At 72.1% G+C, this 14513-nt stretch carries 16 protein-coding genes; 7 read left to right on the top strand and 9 right to left on the bottom strand.

Annotated features, from left to right (window positions below; translation table 11 throughout):
- The first annotated feature begins 16 nt into the window (after positions 1-16).
- Positions 17-385 (top strand): HNH endonuclease, encoded by a 369-nt coding sequence (locus Q9R33_RS00700; RefSeq protein WP_311292539.1) that lies wholly within the window; start codon positions 17-19, stop codon positions 383-385.
- Complete coding sequence (locus tag Q9R33_RS00695) at positions 382-855, top strand: GNAT family N-acetyltransferase (RefSeq protein WP_056368732.1); 474 nt, start codon at positions 382-384, stop codon at positions 853-855. The genes Q9R33_RS00700 and Q9R33_RS00695 overlap by 4 nt, the downstream gene beginning before the upstream one ends.
- Positions 856-927: 72 nt before the next feature.
- On the opposite strand, the gene Q9R33_RS00690 is transcribed toward Q9R33_RS00695, so the two are convergent.
- A complete protein-coding gene (locus Q9R33_RS00690; protein WP_311292538.1) occupies positions 928-1683 on the bottom strand; it encodes an SDR family NAD(P)-dependent oxidoreductase in 756 nt (251 codons plus the stop codon).
- A 107-nt stretch (positions 1684-1790) separates the two neighbouring features.
- On the opposite strand from Q9R33_RS00690, the gene Q9R33_RS00685 reads away from it, so the two are divergent.
- Complete coding sequence (locus Q9R33_RS00685) at positions 1791-2372, top strand: TetR/AcrR family transcriptional regulator (RefSeq protein ID WP_310249841.1); 582 nt, start codon at positions 1791-1793, stop codon at positions 2370-2372.
- A gap of 6 nt (positions 2373-2378) precedes the next feature.
- Here Q9R33_RS00685 and Q9R33_RS00680 read toward each other — a convergent pair whose 3' ends face one another.
- The 3 genes from Q9R33_RS00680 to Q9R33_RS00670 form a co-directional block, all read right to left on the bottom strand.
- Positions 2379-3218, bottom strand: coding sequence for a hypothetical protein (locus Q9R33_RS00680; protein WP_311292537.1), 840 nt, complete (start codon positions 3216-3218; stop codon positions 2379-2381).
- A 53-nt stretch (positions 3219-3271) separates the two neighbouring features.
- The gene (locus Q9R33_RS00675) at positions 3272-3676 is read right to left on the bottom strand and encodes a DUF6855 family protein (RefSeq protein ID WP_056369858.1); all 405 of its coding nucleotides are present in this window, start codon (positions 3674-3676) and stop codon (positions 3272-3274) included.
- Positions 3677-3738: 62 nt separating this feature from the next.
- Entirely contained in the window at positions 3739-4392 is a 654-nt protein-coding gene (locus Q9R33_RS00670; protein WP_311292536.1) for a TetR/AcrR family transcriptional regulator, read from the bottom strand.
- 114 nt (positions 4393-4506) lie between these two features.
- Between Q9R33_RS00670 and Q9R33_RS00665 the strand changes: the two genes are divergently transcribed.
- On the top strand, positions 4507-5982 hold the full coding sequence (locus Q9R33_RS00665) for an MFS transporter (RefSeq protein WP_311292535.1): 1476 nt from the start codon (positions 4507-4509) through the stop codon (positions 5980-5982).
- 9 nt (positions 5983-5991) lie between these two features.
- Here Q9R33_RS00665 and Q9R33_RS00660 read toward each other — a convergent pair whose 3' ends face one another.
- The 3 genes from Q9R33_RS00660 to Q9R33_RS00650 are packed head-to-tail and all read right to left on the bottom strand — an operon-like array spanning position 5992 to position 9833.
- Positions 5992-7062, bottom strand: a complete 1071-nt coding sequence (locus tag Q9R33_RS00660) for a C45 family peptidase (RefSeq protein ID WP_311292534.1) — start codon at positions 7060-7062, stop codon at positions 5992-5994.
- A gap of 6 nt (positions 7063-7068) precedes the next feature.
- Positions 7069-8799, bottom strand: coding sequence for an amidase (locus tag Q9R33_RS00655; protein WP_056368742.1), 1731 nt, complete (start codon positions 8797-8799; stop codon positions 7069-7071).
- Positions 8796-9833: an agmatine deiminase family protein gene (locus Q9R33_RS00650; RefSeq protein ID WP_311292533.1), complete on the bottom strand. Its 1038-nt coding sequence runs from the start codon at positions 9831-9833 to the stop codon at positions 8796-8798. Before Q9R33_RS00650 ends, Q9R33_RS00655 begins: the two co-directional genes overlap by 4 nt.
- Before the next feature lie 100 nt (positions 9834-9933).
- Between Q9R33_RS00650 and Q9R33_RS00645 the strand changes: the two genes are divergently transcribed.
- Both Q9R33_RS00645 and Q9R33_RS00640 read left to right on the top strand, forming a co-directional pair.
- Positions 9934-10563, top strand: a complete 630-nt coding sequence (locus tag Q9R33_RS00645) for a TetR family transcriptional regulator C-terminal domain-containing protein (RefSeq protein WP_311292532.1) — start codon at positions 9934-9936, stop codon at positions 10561-10563.
- Between the two features lie 216 nt (positions 10564-10779).
- Positions 10780-11613 (top strand): aldo/keto reductase, encoded by an 834-nt coding sequence (locus tag Q9R33_RS00640; RefSeq protein WP_311292531.1) that lies wholly within the window; start codon positions 10780-10782, stop codon positions 11611-11613.
- 56 nt (positions 11614-11669) lie between these two features.
- Here the strand turns inward: Q9R33_RS00640 and Q9R33_RS00635 are convergent, their stop codons facing one another.
- On the bottom strand, positions 11670-12416 hold the full coding sequence (locus Q9R33_RS00635) for an NAD(P)H-binding protein (RefSeq protein WP_311292530.1): 747 nt from the start codon (positions 12414-12416) through the stop codon (positions 11670-11672).
- A gap of 185 nt (positions 12417-12601) precedes the next feature.
- The gene (locus Q9R33_RS00630; RefSeq protein ID WP_311292529.1) at positions 12602-13345 is read right to left on the bottom strand and encodes an SDR family oxidoreductase; all 744 of its coding nucleotides are present in this window, start codon (positions 13343-13345) and stop codon (positions 12602-12604) included.
- A 127-nt stretch (positions 13346-13472) separates the two neighbouring features.
- Here Q9R33_RS00630 and sigJ point away from each other — a divergent pair, with 127 nt between their 5' ends.
- Complete coding sequence (gene sigJ, locus Q9R33_RS00625) at positions 13473-14354, top strand: RNA polymerase sigma factor SigJ (RefSeq protein ID WP_311292528.1); 882 nt, start codon at positions 13473-13475, stop codon at positions 14352-14354.
- Positions 14355-14513 lie beyond the last annotated feature (159 nt).

Raw genomic sequence — 14513 nt, 5'->3', positions numbered from 1 at the left:
TCGGTAGCCTTCGGGCATGGCGGTGAGTCAGACCAGGCGTGCGCGCGCAGCGAGACGCCGCGCCCGCCGGGTGGCCGCTGCCGACAACGACCTCACGCTCGACGAGTGGGAGGCCCTGGTCGAGGCGTGGGGAGCGTGCGCCTATTGCGGCATGACGGCGGGTCCGTTCCAGAAGGACTGCGTGCTGCCCATCTCTCGCGGCGGTCGCTACACGTTCGAGAACGTCGTGCCCGCGTGCCGCTCCTGCAACGCGAGCAAGAGCAACGACGAGGTGACCGGATGGCTGCGGCGCAAGCGGCTCGACGAGCGCGCGTTCCTGTTGCGCCACGTCGAGGTGCTCGCCGCGTGGCGCGGCAACGCCTCCGTGCCTCAGGCGACACCATGACCGTCAGCATCCGTCCATACGAAAGCGCCGACTGGGGCGACATCCAGCGCATCCACGACGCCGCCCGGCTCGACGAGCTCCGCGGCGCCGGTCTCCTCGAGGCCTACCTCGACCTCGCCGCCACGTACGAGAACGAGGGCCTCTTCGACGACGAGGTCTGGGTCGCCGAGACCGACGGTGCGGTCGCGGGCTTCATCGCCGGCAGTGTCGGCCCTGACGGCGGCGAGATCACCTGGATCTATGTCGACCCCGGCCTCTATCGCCGCGGTGTCGGCCGCGCGCTCGTCGAGCACTTCGTCGCGCGCTCCGGCGGACGGGTCGAGCTCGAGGTGCTCGACGGAAACGCGGCGCGCGCCTTCTATGAGGCGCTAGGCTTCGTGCTCGAGTCGACCACGACCGGCAAGCTCGCCGGTAACGAGATGTTCACCGCGACCGGACACACTCTCGTCTGGACCCCGCCGCAGCTGTAGACATCGCGCGGAATGGGAGGCGGCCCGCGTGCTTCGGGTGCACGCGGGCCGCCGGTTCCGGAGGGACGGATGCTACTGCGCGGCGTATCCGCCGTCGACGAGGTGGTAGCTGCCGCTGACGAAGGTCGCGGCGTCCGACGCGAGGAAGGCCACGAGGTTGGCGACCTCCTGCGGGTCGCCGAGGCGGCCCAGCGCGTGCTTGGCGGCGAGAGCCGTCTGCGCGTCGGCATCGAGGTTCGCGTCGACCAGCGGCGTGTGGATGAAGCCGGGGCCGACCGCGTTCACGCGCACGCCCTGCGTGCCGTACTCGAGGGCGGCGTTCTTGGTGAGGCCGACCACACCGTGCTTGGCTGCGACGTACGCGGACGACATGGGGATGCCGACCGAGCCGAGCACGGAGGAGATGTTGACGATCGAGCCGCCGCCGTTCTTCGCGATCGCGGGCGCCTGCGCGCGCGTGCCGTAGAACACGGCGTTCAGGTTGATCTCGATGACCTTCTGCCATGAGTCGATCGGGTACTCGCCGATCGGTGCCGCCGCGCCGCCGATGCCGGCGTTGTTGACCGCGATCCGCAGGGGAGCGAGGGTCTCTGCGGCCTCGACGGCCGCCTGCCCGACCGCGGGGTCCGACACGTCGCCGACGAACGCGGCGGCCACGCCGCCCGCGCCGGTGATCTCGGCGACGACCGCGTCCGCGGCCTCCTGTCGCACGTCCGCGACGAGGACTGCCGCGCCGTTGGCGGCGAGGGTGAGGGCGACCGCCCGGCCGATGCCGGATCCTGCGCCGGTGACGATGGCGGAACGCTCCGCGACATCGTACGTAGCCATGATTACCTCCGTTGGTGGCGTCATCGCGTGGCGCCGATCACTTCTCCGACATTTGTCGGTTCTGTATGAGTTAACCTACACCTGTCGGAAACATTCCCGGAGGCGCGATGGACCCCCGAAAGCAGCGCAGTCGCGAGCGCCTGTACGCCGCCGCGCTCACTCTCGCGGCGGATCAGCCGATCTCGAGCCTGACGGTGACCCAGATCGCCGACGCGGCCGGCGTGCACCGCTCGACGTTCTACGAGCACGCCGATTCGGCGCAAGGGCTCATCGAGGCCGCGCTCACTGCGGAGCTCGACGTGCTGCGCAGCGACCTCATGAAGGACCGGGCGGATGCCGCCACCGCCGTCGCGACCGTGACCGAAGGTGTGCTGCACCACATCCTGCGGCACGTCGACATCTACCGCCGCGAGCTCGCGGACGGCGGCGGAGCGCTGCACGCGATGCTCAGCCGGCACTTCCGCGGCACCACCGAGACGCTGCTGGACCGCGGGCGCGTCGAGATCGCGGTCCCGGTCGCCGGCGCGACCGCCGCGAGCGTCTCGGACGCCGCCGCGCGCTTCCTCGCGGACGGCACCGTGGGGATCATCGATGGGTGGCTGCGGCATCCGTCCCCGCGGGTCGAGGACTTCCTCCGGGTGTATCTCGCGCTGCTGCCGGACTGGTGGCCGCACCGCCCCGAGGTGTGACCGGGGCTACTCGACGGGTCCCGTCCCGGTGAGGACGGCGATGCCGTCGAGCACGGCGCGCGCGGTCGAGCGGGCTCCGAGCACCCGGAAGTGGCCCGACGTCGGGACCGCGATGTTCGTCGCGCCGTCGAGGGCGCTCCCCTCGGGGATGTGGGGGTCCCACGGCCCGAACACCGACACGATGCGGCCGTTGACCGAGGTCTCGCGGCCGAGAGTGAGGATGGTCTCGTCCTTGGGACTGAAGGCGCGGATGCTCGGGACGACGAAGAGACGGGCGAGCCGTGAGCCGCCGAACGGCGTCGCCACGGCGACCAGTCCGAGAAGGCCGAGCGGGCGCCCGCCGTCGGTCGCGGCCGCGGCACCCTCGGCGGGGTCCCCGCCCGCGGCCGCCTCCGCGGCGGCGCGCGCGGCGGCGCCGGACGAGACGAGCAGGTGCTTGCCGATGAGTCCGCCCTTGCTGTGGGCCACGAGCACGCGCCCGGCGTCGGGAGCCGGCGTGCGGGCGAGCAGCTCGCGGAGGCGGTCGGCGGTCGACGGGATGGTCCGGCGGTTCACTCCCAAGCCGTGGACGACCGTGACACGGTGACCCGCGGCCGCGAGCGCGTCGCCGAGCGGGCGCAGGAACGTCCAGTGCTCGTACACGCCGGGGATGAGATAGACCTCGGGCAGCGCGGGGTCGCCGCGGCGCCACGACGGCGGAACGGGGCGCGGTCGCCCGATCGCCCACGGGAGCGAGAGCACGGCGAGCTGCCGGCGACCGGCGTAGAGGTAGTCGGCGACCCACGACAGGCCGCGCCCCACCATCGACGGGCGCACGAACGTGTTCGCTTCCGGCGAGGGCGGCATGGGCGAAAGTCTAGAAGCCCCCGCGCCCGCGGTACCGGTCGTGTCGATGCGGGTCACGCGGCGCGGACGCTGTTGTTGCGCTTGTCGTGCGTCAGCTCGGCGAGGCCGAGCTCTTCGAGCAGCGGCGGGAGGTACATCCCGAACCGTCCGCGGTATCCCTTCCGGAGTCCGTACCAGCCGCCGACCGGGTTGCCCTCGTCACGGCCCCACGCCTCGACGGTGCCGTCGGCCGCCGGCTTCTGCTCATCGGCGGCGCCGAGGGGCACCCAGTCGCCCTGCTCGCGCAGCCAGGCCGCGAGGTCGTCGATCGCGCTCAGGTGGTACTTCAGTGTCGTCGAGCCCACCTGGCAGACGAGTGCGGGCGGGTCCGCCGCCTCGTCGCGGTACATCGTGTACTCGCTGGTCCCCGGCGCCGTGGTGAGCAGCCACGGGTCCTCGGCGGTCCCTGAACCTGCCATCTGCATCCCCCTCCGTCGGTGCGAGTCTGGCCGGATCGCGGGGCGACGGCAAGGGGCGCAGGTCAGTCCGCGGCCGGGGCGTCGGGCGTGCCGCGGACGCCCGTGATGGCCGACTCCACGACGGATGCCGCGAGGGCATCGATCACGGATGCCGGCTGCCACCGCACCGGGCCGTGCACGGCGATGTCGGCGAAGCCGTGCACCGCCGACCAGCATGCCCACTCGGCGTACGGTCGGCGGTCGGGCGACAGTGCGCCGGCCTCCACCATGGCGTCGAGCGTGTCCATCAGGAGCCGGAAGGGGGCGACGATCTCGTCGTCGAGGGTGACGATGCCGTCGTTCGCGTCCGTGTCCTGAGTGAAGAAGGCGGTCTCGAACCAGCCGCGCTCGGTGCGCGCGAAGTCGATGTACGCGAGGCCGACGCGGCGCAGCCGCTCGATCGCGGCCGCCGCGGGCGAGCGGCCGGCCGGCGTGGACTCGACGCGTGCGGTGATCGCGGCGGCCAGTGCCAGCTGCGCCTCGCGCGCGACGGTGCGCACCAGTGCGTCGCGATCGGCGAAGTGACGGTAGGCGGCGTTGGGCGAGACCCCGACGGCGCGGGTCGCCTCGCGCAGGGTCACCGCGGCCGGGCCCCCGGTGCGCGCGAGCTGCAGGCCCTCGCCGATCAGCGCGTGTCGGAGGTCGCCATGATGATAGGTGCGCACGGGCGAAGTCATTGCGTCCTCCCGGCCGGGTGTGTACGTTGTGAACACCGAATGTGAACAGTGTCCACATTCACCATAGACCCTCGCCCCCACTGCCTGTTCCGCGAACACGCCGAAGGAATCGTCATGAGCCAGCCGAGCCCCGCCGGGCCCGCAGCATCCGAAGATCCCGTCCAGCACCGCCCCGATGCGCGCACGCTCCGCGCGTTCCACCAGGTGCTCGTCAACACCGCACTCGCCAACGTGACCTCGAGCTACCTCTGGTTCGCGCTGACCTTCTGGGTGTATCTCGAGACGAAGTCGGTGCTCGCGACGGCGATCATCGGCGGGTCGTACATGCTGCTCGTCGCGGTCTTCGGCGTCGTGTTCGGCGTGATCGTCGACCACATGAAGAAAAAGTCGGTCATGCTGCTCTCGAGCATCGTGACGGCATCGGCGTACGTCGTCGCCGGAGCGATGTTCCTGGCATTCCCCGAGAGCGCGCTGCTCGATTGGACCGGTCCGTGGTTCTGGGCGTTCGCCGGCGTGATCCTCATCGGCGGGGTCGTCGAGAACCTGCGGAACATCGCGTTGTCGACGACCGTGACCCTGCTGGTGCCGGGGGATCGGCGAGACAAGGCGAACGGCCTCGTCGGTGCGGTGCAGGGCATCGCCTTCATGGTGACGAGCGTGTTCTCGGGGCTGTCGATCGGGCTGCTCGGCATGGGCTGGACGGTCGCCATCGCGATCGCCGCCACCGGGGTGGCGCTGATCCACCTGATCTTCGTCCCGATCCCCGAGCGCGGCGTCGCCCACGTCGAGGGGGAGGCGCCGAAGGGGTTCAGCTTCAGGGGCGTGATCCCGGCGGTCATGGCGGTGCCTGGCCTGCTCGCCCTCATCCTCTTCTCCACGTTCAACAACCTCGTGGGCGGGGTCTTCATGGCCCTCATGGACCCGTACGGACTCACGCTCTTCTCGGTCGAGATGTGGGGGATCGTCCTCGGAGTGACGAGCTTCGGGTTCATCATCGGCGGCGCGCTCGTGGCGAAGTTCGGCCTGGGCAAGAACCCGGTGCGCACGATGCTGCTCGTGAACATCGGCATCGCGCTGCTCGGCATGACCTTCGCGATCCGTGAGTGGTGGTGGCTGTATGGGCTGGGCATCCTGATCTTCATGGCTCTCATGCCGATCGCCGAGGCCTCCGAGCAGACGATCGTGCAGCGCGTCGTGCCCTTCGAGAAGCAGGGACGCGTGTTCGGCTTCGCCGCGAGCGTGGAATCCGCGGCGGCGCCGGTCTCCGCCTTCCTCATCGGACCCATCGCGCAGTTCTGGCTCATCCCGTACATGAATTCGCCCGAGGGTCAGCAGGCGTGGGGCTGGCTGCTCGGCGAGGGTGAGGCCCGCGGCATCGCGCTGGCGTTCGTCGGCGCGAGCCTGGTGCTCCTGCTGGTCGTGCTGCTCGCCTTCGTGTCGAAGCCCTATCGCGAGCTGTCCGACGCGTACGCGGCAGCGCCGCCGTCGCTCCACACCGACGCCGAGGGGACGGCTGCTGCGCCCGCCGTGCCGTCGCCGGCGTCGGCCATCGGCGAGGCCGGAGAGGACCTGCGCTCGGGGCTGCGCTGACCCCTCGGGTCAGAAGCGGGCGAGGCCCGCGGCCGCCTCGTCGGGTCGGCCGGGGAACACCTCCAGCGCGAAGCCCTCGGTGTCGACAGCGACCGTGAGCAGGGTCGCCCACTGATCGACGCGGGGGAGGGTCGGGTCGGGCGTCATGCAGATCTCGGCGGCGGCGCCGTGTCCGCCGCACGCCGCGAGCGCCCGCGCGGTGGGATCCAGGCCGGCGAGGGCGTCCCGCACGTCGTCGAGATGCGCGAAGCGCTCCACGGTCGTGGAATCGGCGGGCATCGTGTCGCCGACGTACAGCGCCTGGTCGAGGAAGTGGTTCGTGTGGAAGAGCCAGCCGTCCGCGGCGGGCTCGACCACGCCGAGACCCGCGGGCGACAGTTCGAGCGACGCCGCTCGCGATCCGGCACCGTCGGTCGTGAAGACCGTCAGCACCGTCGAGGCGCTCACCGGCGCGCTCGCCGCGATGTCGCGCGCATCCTCGATGGTCCTGGCCTCCTCGAGCACGCGGCGCGCGATCGCGTGGACGGGAACGCCGCCGGCGTCCGAGTCCGTCTGGTGCGACAGGATGTTGAAGTGCAGGCCGAGTCCGGCGCTGTTGACGCCGATCTTCGCCGCGGTGCCGAACTCGGTGAACATCTTCACGCGCATCCCGCCGGCGGCGGTGAACTCCACGAGCAGCCCCTGGGGCACCAGGAAGTCGTGCCAGTCCCACGTCTGCAGGGTCTCGGCGGCGTGCCCGGGGCCGACATGCACCGCGGTCGAGCATTCGCCCTCCCGCGGAGGTGGCGCCACCGCGAGGATCTCGGTGCGTCCGCCGACGGCGGCGAGCCGCCACGGCTCGAGGCCGGCCGCCGCGGCGATGGCCTCGGCCTCCGCCGCCAGGCCCGGTGCCCAGCCGGTGAGCGAGGCGTGGGTGCGTTCGGCGATGGCCCTCACCGCGTCGGACGCGATCCCGAGCTCGGCGAAGTGCGCGAGGTACAGCTCCGCCGTGCGGCGGTACTGGGGTGCGAAAGCCGCTCCCAGCTCGGCGCCACGCGTGGAGGCATCGGGGGTCGTGGACGTGAAGGTGCGGAGCTCCATGGGTTCTCAGCCGAGCTCGGGCGTGCGCGGGGGAGCGGTGCGGCGCGGGCGCAGGGCCTCGAACGCCGCGGCCCACGCGAGCAGGTCGGTGTCGCTGTACGCGCGCCCCGCGATCGTCAGGCCCACCGGCATCCCGATGTCGTCCATCGTCCCCATCGGCACGGTGACCGTCGGGATGCCGAGGTGGCGGATCGCGAGGTTGCCGTTGGCGACCCACACGCCGTTGCGCCAGCCGAGGTCGGCGGATGCCTCGTTCACGTCCATGTCGGCGGGGCCCACGTCGGCGACCGCGGGGAAGAGCACGGCGTCGAGACCCAGGATCGACATCCAGTCCTCGAGGTCGATGCGCCGGGTCTCCTCGAGGCCGCGGACGCCGTCGGCCATCTCGGGGATGTCGGCGAACGAGCGGTACGGGTGCTCGCGCACCTGCGCCGGATAGGTCGCGATGTCGTCGTCGAAGCCGGTGTACCGGTCGGGCAGTGCGCCGTCGGGGTGCGGGAAGATCGTCGCGCCGTCCACGCCGTCGAGTCGATCGAGCGCCGGGTCGCCGTTCGCTCGCAGGAAGTCATCCCACGCCCACGCCGACAGGTCGACGATCTCGCGCTGGAGGAAGGCCTCGGTCACGAGCCCGCGCGTCGTGATCGTCGGGGCGCCCGGGCGGTCGCCCTCGTAGTTCGTGACCGCCGGGAAGTCGACCTCCACGACCTCGGCGCCGGCCGCCTCCAGGTCGAGCCGCGCCTTCTCCCACAACGCCAGCACCGAGGGGCGGGTCTCGATGCGGGTGCCGGTCGGTCCGCCGATCCCGCCGTCGGGGTCGGTTCCGGCCTCCGGATCGGCGTTGATGTACATGCGCGGCACGCCGAATCGACGCCCGGCGAGGGTCGCGGCGGCGGCGTCGGCATCGCCCGACGCGAGCGCCGGGTACGACGCCGGGCGCTGAGCCGAGGCATCCGGGATCGCGATCCAGGGCTGCGCGCGCCAGAAGTCTCCTCGGGTCTCGGGGTCGTCGGCGACCATCACGTCGAGGATCTCGAGCAGGTCGGCCATCGTGCGGGTGTGGGGCACGACGACGTCCATGGTGGGCACGAGCGGCCAGTTGCCGCGCACCGAGATGACGCCGCGCGACGGGGTGTAGGCGCACAGTGCGTTGTTCGAGGCGGGGGCGCGCCCGCTCGACCAGGTCTCCTCGCCGAGGCCGAACGCGGCGAAGCTCGCCGCGGTGGCCGTGCCCGAGCCGTTCGACGACCCCGACCCGAACGCCGAGGTGAGGTAGTCGGCGTTGTAGGGGCTCTCGGCGCGGCCGTACACCCCGCGCTGCATGCCGCCGTTCGCCATCGGGGGCATGTTGGTGAGCCCGATGAGCACGGCTCCGGCGGCGCGCAGCCGCTCGATCGAGAACGCGTCGCGCTGCGCGACGAGGTCGGCGAACGCGGGCGAACCCGCCGCGACGGTCAGGCCCTTCGCCATGAACGAGTCCTTGGCGGTGTACGGGATGCCGTCGAGCGGCCCGAGCGCGCGCCCTTCGGCGCGACGGAGATCGGATGCCTCGGCTTCGGCCCGCGCGTCGGGATTGCGCACGACCACCGCGGTGAGAGCGGTCGCCGTGCCGGGCGCGTCGTACGCGTCGATCCGGGCCAGGTACGCGTCCACGAGCTCGACGCTCGTCACGGCGCCGGACTCGAGGGCCTCGCGGAGCTCGGCGATCGTCTTCTCGACGACCGGGTAGTGGCGGCTCATCGGGTCACCACCGTGGGCTGCTGCTGCGTGATGCAGTGGATGCCGCCGCCGCCGGCGAAGATCTGCCGGGCGTCGACCGTCACCGCGCGGCGCCCCGGGTACGCGGCCTCGAGGATCTCGCGCGCCTGCGCGTCGGCGCGGTCTTCGCCGAACCCGCACGCGATGATCCCGCCGTTCACGACCAGATGGTTGACGTAGCTGTAGTCGACGAACCCCTCATGATCCCGGAGCGTCTCAGGGGCGGGGAGGTCGATGATCTCGAAGGTTCGGCCCGCGGCATCCGTCTGCGCCGAAAGGAAGGCGCGGAGGTCCCGCGACACCTCGAAGTCGGGGTGCTCGGGGTTCTGCTGCGCGTGCAGCAGAACGCGACCGGGGGCCGGGATCGTGGCCACGATGTCGACGTGGCCGTTCGTGCCGAACTCGTCGTAGTCGCGGGTGAGGCCGCGGGGGAGCCACACGACCTTCGTCGCGCCGATCGTGCGGTTGAGTTCCGCCTCGACGCGTGCCCGGTCGGCGAAACGGTTGCGGCGCGGGTCGAGCTGAACCGTCTCGGTGACCAGCACCGTGCCTTCGCCGTCGACGTGGATGCCGCCGCCCTCGTTGACCAGCAGCGAGCTCACGACCTCGGCGCCGACGAGGTCGGCGGTGAAGCGGGCATGCTGCGCGGCCTTCTCCCACGAGGCCCACTCGGGCGCGCCCCAGCCGTTGAAGATCCAGTCGACGGCGCCGAGTGCGCCGGGACGATCGTCGTCCACGACGAACGTCGGGCCGTGATCGCGGAACCAGAACTCGTCGACCGGGGTCTCGACGAGGTCGATGGCGGAGTCGAGCAGGCGCCGGGCGCGCTCGGCCTTCGACGGATCGACGAGCATCGTCACCGGCTCGAAGCCGGCGACGGCGTTCGCCACCGCGCTCCAGGCCGCGTAGAAGCGCTCCTGCTCCGAGGGATCGTCGCCGAGCGTCGGCCCCTCGTTCGGGAACGCCATCCACGTGCGCTCGTGCGGATCGCCCTCGTGCGGCATCCTCCAGGCCATCGTCGCCCCTTCATTCGGTGTTGTCGCGGTGGCGATCGATGCGCCTCACGACGTAATTGATCTAGCGATCAATAGGAAAGATACCTATGCTGGCGAGACCATGTCAAGCACATCGTCCCGGCCGCGCACCCGCAAGGCTCCTGCCGAACGGGCTGCGGAGATCGTCGCCGCGGCGACCGCGATCGCGCGTGAGCAGGGGCTGAGCGCCCTCACGCTGCGCGCCGTCGCCGAGCGGGCGGGGGTCGCCTCCGGTCTCGTCGCCCACTACCAGCCGGCGATGGACGACCTCGTGGCCCGCGTCTACGCCCACCTCGTCGACGAGGAGGTGCGCGACGTCGAACGCGTCGTCGGCGCCGTCGCCGATCCGGCCGCGCGGCTCGGGGCCCTGATCGACACCCTCATGGACGGCGGGCGCGAGGAGCTCACCGTGGTGTGGGTCGAGGGCTGGGCGATGGCCCGCCGCAACGACGCCCTCGCGCGCGCCGTGGCGGCGCAGATGGAGCGCTGGCAGACTCTCGTCGAGTCGATCATCGAGGACGGATGCCGCACGGGCGCGTTCTCGACGACCGAGCCCGGCGAGGTGGCGTGGGAGCTCATCGGCATGATCGACGGACTCAACGCGCAGTCCCTCGCGCGCGGCACCGACACGACCCGGTTCGCCGCCCGCACGGCCCGCGCGGCGGAGGCTCTGGTCGGCGCCCGGCCCGGATCGGTGGCGGTGAGGTCGTGAGCCGCCGCCCGCGGCGCGAGAACGCGCGATAGCACCACCCGGCGGCGCCTCGAAGTGCATTCGTGCGGTCTCGTCGCCGCAACGGCCCTCACCGTGGTCCCGCAGCTGCGCAAGCCCTCCGCTCCACGGGTGGATCGCCCTCGACGTCGACGACCGCCCGTGACGCCCCGCGCAGGACACGCGCCGCGCGCGGCGAACTACGGCCAGGATGGAGCCATGAGTGCGATCCCCACCGTGACCTTGAACGACGGCGCCTGGTTCCCCGAGCTGGGCCTGGGCACCTACGACCTGCGGGGCGAGGAGGGGATCGCGGCCATCGTCGCCGCGATCGACTCCGGCTACCGGCTGCTCGACACCGCGGTCAATTACGAGAACGAGCGCGAGGTCGGCGAGGCCGTCCGCCGCAGCGATGTGGACCGCGGCACGCTGCTCGTCGCGTCGAAGATCCCCGGTCGCCACCACGGCCGGCAGGAGGCGGTCGACAGCATCAAGGGCTCGCTCGATCGGCTGGGCCTCGACCGCATCGACCTGCAGCTGATCCACTGGCCGAACCCCAGCGTCGGCAAGTACGTCGACACGTGGCGCGGCCTGATCGAGGCGCGCGAACTCGGCCTCGTCCGCTCGATCGGCGTCTCCAACTTCACCGAGGGCCAGCTCACCGAGCTCATCGAGGAGACGGGCGTCGTCCCCTCGGTGAACCAGGTCGAGCTGCACCCGTACTTCCCGCAGGCGGAGCTGCGCGCATTCCACGCGACGCACGGCATCCGCACCGAGAGCTGGAGCCCGCTCGCCAAGCGCAGCGAGCTGCTCACCGAGCAGATCCTCACCGAGCTGGCGACGATCCACGACGTGACGCCGACGCAGGTGGTCCTTCGCTGGCACACGCAGATCGGCAGCACGCCGATCCCCAAGTCGGCCGACGCCGACCGGCAGCGCGAGAACGCCGACGTCTTCGGGTTCACCCTCACCGACGACCAGCTCACCGCGATCAGCGCCCTCGAGCGCGGTCGGCTGTGGGACGGCGATCCGAACACCCACGAAGAGATGTGACGGAACGGATGCTGCGGCCCGGCGCACGGCGCCGGGCCGCAGCATCCGTTCCCCCTTCACGCGTCGGGGAGGGCGTCGAGCCACTCGGCGAAGGTCTGGGTGCCGCGCAGCGCCTCGGGGCCGGGAAGGAGCGCTCCCGACCGGAGCGCGCGGCCGAGGGCGCCCGGGGTGTTCACGACGGGCACCGGCGTGCGGTGGCCGATCGCGTGGGCGTAGCGGTGCACCATGTCGGCGAGGCTCTCCTCCTGCGGTCCGGCGAGGTCGGTCACGCGACCGGCCGGACGCTGCTCGGCGAGGTCGACGAGGTGCGCGGCGACCTCGTGCACGGCGACCGGCTGCACGCGGCCGGACGGCGCGACGTGGGCGCCGGCGTGGCCGCGGTGGTACATCATCGCCGCGTACTCGTGGAACTGCGTCGTGCGCAGGATGGTCCACGGCACGTCGCCGCCGGCGACCAGCCGCTCCTGTACGAGCTTCCCGGCGTAGTAGCCGTCGGGCGCCGCCTCGGCGCCGACGATCGTGAGCACCAGGTGGTGCGCGACCCCCGCTGCGCGCTCGGCCGCCAGCAGGCTCTTCGTGGCGCCGGCGAAGAACATCACCGACACGTCGGGCTTCGCGGTCGTCACGTTGGTCACGTCGATCAGCGCGTCGACCCCGTCCACGGCGCCGGCGAGACCGGCGCCGCTCAGGAGCTCGACTCCTGTGCGGCGCGACAGGCTCACGACATCGTGGCCGCGCCCGCGCGCGATCTCCGCGATGTGCCCGCCCGTCATGCCGGTGCCGCCGGCGATGGCGAGTCTCACGAATCCTCCTGGTGCGTGTGACCCCGACCCCCGCCCAGCGTAGACCCGCGGTCCTGCTGCACGATACGAGCGGCTCGGGCCCGTTCGGGGGAGAGTCCGCACCCGAGCCGCTCACGAGGCGGCCCGACGAGCGCACCGCCTCGATCGGAGGGAGGCGCGCTGCCGCCGCTCAGATACCCACGGGCTCAGCCGATTCCGTCGAGCCACTGCGCGAAGGTCTCCGTGCCGAGCACTGCGCCCGGGCCCGGCAGGCCGAGCCCCGCACGCATGCCCTTCATCTGTCCGCCGGGCAGGCTCACCGAGGGGATCCAGCCGCCGTGGCCCGTGCGTCGCGCGTACGCCTTGACCATGTCGTCGAGCCGCTCCTCGCGGGGTCCCGCGAGATCCGCCGCGCGCCCCTGGGGTGCGCCGGCGGCCAGCGCGGCGAGGTGGGCGCCCACCTCGCGAGCCGCGACCGGCTGCACCCGCCCACGTGGGGCGACGTGGAGGGGGCCGACCTTCGCGCGCTCGAACACCTGGCCCGCGAATTCGTGGAACTGCGTGGCGCGCAGGATCGTCCACGGCACGGTGCCGGTCTCGACGACGCGCTCCTGCGCGAGCTTTCCCGCCAGGTAGTCGTGCGGGATGCGGTCGATCCCCACGATCGACAGCAGCACGACATGCGCGACCCGCGCCCGGGCGGCCGCGGCGACGAGATTCCCCGTTGCCGCCTCGAAGAACCGGGTCGCGACACCGGCCGACACCGTCGTGACGTTCGCGGTGTCGATCACCGCGTCGACGCCGTCGAGCGCGGCGTCGAGCCCCGCGCCCGCGGTGAGGTCGACGCCGGTGCGGCGACTGAGAACGACGGCGTCGTTCCCTTCCGCGCGCAGCGCGTCCACGACGTGGCTTCCGACGACGCCCGTTCCTCCGGCGACCGCGATCCTCATGACATTGCTCCTCTCGTCCCCCCGGTGGGGATCTCTCGATGGTTCGACGACGCGGAGCGTGAGAATGTGAGCGTGCGACTCACCTTCTTGACGCGTGCGTCGTCGGAACTTCGAGGAGTGATCACGGATGCCGCCCACCGATGAGGTCGAGAGCCAGCGCCGCGCCCTGCTCGGCCTCTGCTACCGCATGCTCGGCACCGTGGCCGACGCCGAGGACGCGGTGCAGGAGACGTACGTCCGATGGCTGCGGCTGTCGGACGCGGAGCGAGTCGCGATCCGCAACCCCGCTGCGTGGCTCACGCGTGTCGCCGGGCGCGTGTGCCTCGACATGCTCGGCTCGGCGCGCGCCCGCCGCGAGCGCTACGTGGGGGAGTGGCTGCCCGAACCCGTACCGCAGGACTCGCCGCTCGCAGCATCCGTCCCTCTCGACCCGATCGAGCAGGTCACGCTCGACGACTCCGTCTCGATGGCCCTGCTCGTGCTGCTCGAGTCGCTCACGCCCGCCGAGCGCGTCGCCTTCGTGCTGCACGACGTCTTCGGTGTGCCGTTCGCCGAGATCGCCGAGACGGTCGGACGGAGTCCGGACGCGGTGCGCCAGCTGGCGTCGCAGGCGCGGCGTCGCGTGCGCGAGCATCGTGCGGGGGCGGCCTCGCGGGAGCAGCACGACGCGGTCGCCCGCGCCTTCGCGGCGGCGACAGCCACCGGTGAGCTCGACGCCCTCGTCGCCGTGCTCGACCCCGGCGTCGTGCTGCGCTCCGACGGCGGCGGCCGCGTCTCGGCGGCGCTGCGTCCCGTGCGGGGCGCCGACCGCGTGGGGAGGTTCCTCCTCGGCCTGCCCCGCCTGGTACCCGACGCGGTGCTCGTCGCGGTCGAGACTCCCGACGGGCTCGGGTTCCTCGCGACGCTCGACAACGAGCCGAACGCGCTGCTGTCGCTCGAGGTGCGCGACGGCCGGGTGACCGACGTCTACATCATGCGCAACCCCGACAAGCTCACCCAGTGGAGCTGACGCGGGACCGTCCGGCCGCCGGCGGCACGCCCCACTCCCACCAGCTCCCACCAGCTCCCACCAGTGAGACCACAGTCGGCGGACGAGACCGCGGGGTTCGCCCACGGTCTCGTCCGTCCACTGTCGTCTCACCGGAAGCCTCGTGCCCGCGGGCGCGTC

This window comes from Microbacterium sp. PRC9 (assembly GCF_031844125.1).
Classification (GTDB): Bacteria; Actinomycetota; Actinomycetes; order Actinomycetales; family Microbacteriaceae; genus Microbacterium.
The sequence above is the reverse complement of the archived record's forward strand: the minus strand, read 5'-3'. Positions and strand labels throughout refer to the sequence as shown.

Bases quoted from the DNA above. Each gene is read 5' to 3' on its own strand.
- Q9R33_RS00700 (WP_311292539.1), top strand. From the start codon at position 17: ATGGCGGTGAGTCAGACCAGGCGTGCGCGCGCAGCGAGACGCCGCGCC.
- Q9R33_RS00695 (WP_056368732.1), top strand. From the start codon at position 382: ATGACCGTCAGCATCCGTCCATACGAAAGCGCCGACTGGGGCGACATC.
- Q9R33_RS00690 (WP_311292538.1), bottom strand. From the start codon at position 1,683: ATGGCTACGTACGATGTCGCGGAGCGTTCCGCCATCGTCACCGGCGCA.
- Q9R33_RS00685 (WP_310249841.1), top strand. From the start codon at position 1,791: ATGGACCCCCGAAAGCAGCGCAGTCGCGAGCGCCTGTACGCCGCCGCG.
- Q9R33_RS00680 (WP_311292537.1), bottom strand. From the start codon at position 3,218: ATGCCGCCCTCGCCGGAAGCGAACACGTTCGTGCGCCCGTCGATGGTG.
- Q9R33_RS00675 (WP_056369858.1), bottom strand. From the start codon at position 3,676: ATGGCAGGTTCAGGGACCGCCGAGGACCCGTGGCTGCTCACCACGGCG.
- Q9R33_RS00670 (WP_311292536.1), bottom strand. From the start codon at position 4,392: ATGACTTCGCCCGTGCGCACCTATCATCATGGCGACCTCCGACACGCG.
- Q9R33_RS00665 (WP_311292535.1), top strand. From the start codon at position 4,507: ATGAGCCAGCCGAGCCCCGCCGGGCCCGCAGCATCCGAAGATCCCGTC.
- Q9R33_RS00660 (WP_311292534.1), bottom strand. From the start codon at position 7,062: ATGGAGCTCCGCACCTTCACGTCCACGACCCCCGATGCCTCCACGCGT.
- Q9R33_RS00655 (WP_056368742.1), bottom strand. From the start codon at position 8,799: ATGAGCCGCCACTACCCGGTCGTCGAGAAGACGATCGCCGAGCTCCGC.
- Q9R33_RS00650 (WP_311292533.1), bottom strand. From the start codon at position 9,833: ATGGCCTGGAGGATGCCGCACGAGGGCGATCCGCACGAGCGCACGTGG.
- Q9R33_RS00645 (WP_311292532.1), top strand. From the start codon at position 9,934: ATGTCAAGCACATCGTCCCGGCCGCGCACCCGCAAGGCTCCTGCCGAA.
- Q9R33_RS00640 (WP_311292531.1), top strand. From the start codon at position 10,780: ATGAGTGCGATCCCCACCGTGACCTTGAACGACGGCGCCTGGTTCCCC.
- Q9R33_RS00630 (WP_311292529.1), bottom strand. From the start codon at position 13,345: ATGAGGATCGCGGTCGCCGGAGGAACGGGCGTCGTCGGAAGCCACGTC.
- sigJ (WP_311292528.1), top strand. From the start codon at position 13,473: ATGCCGCCCACCGATGAGGTCGAGAGCCAGCGCCGCGCCCTGCTCGGC.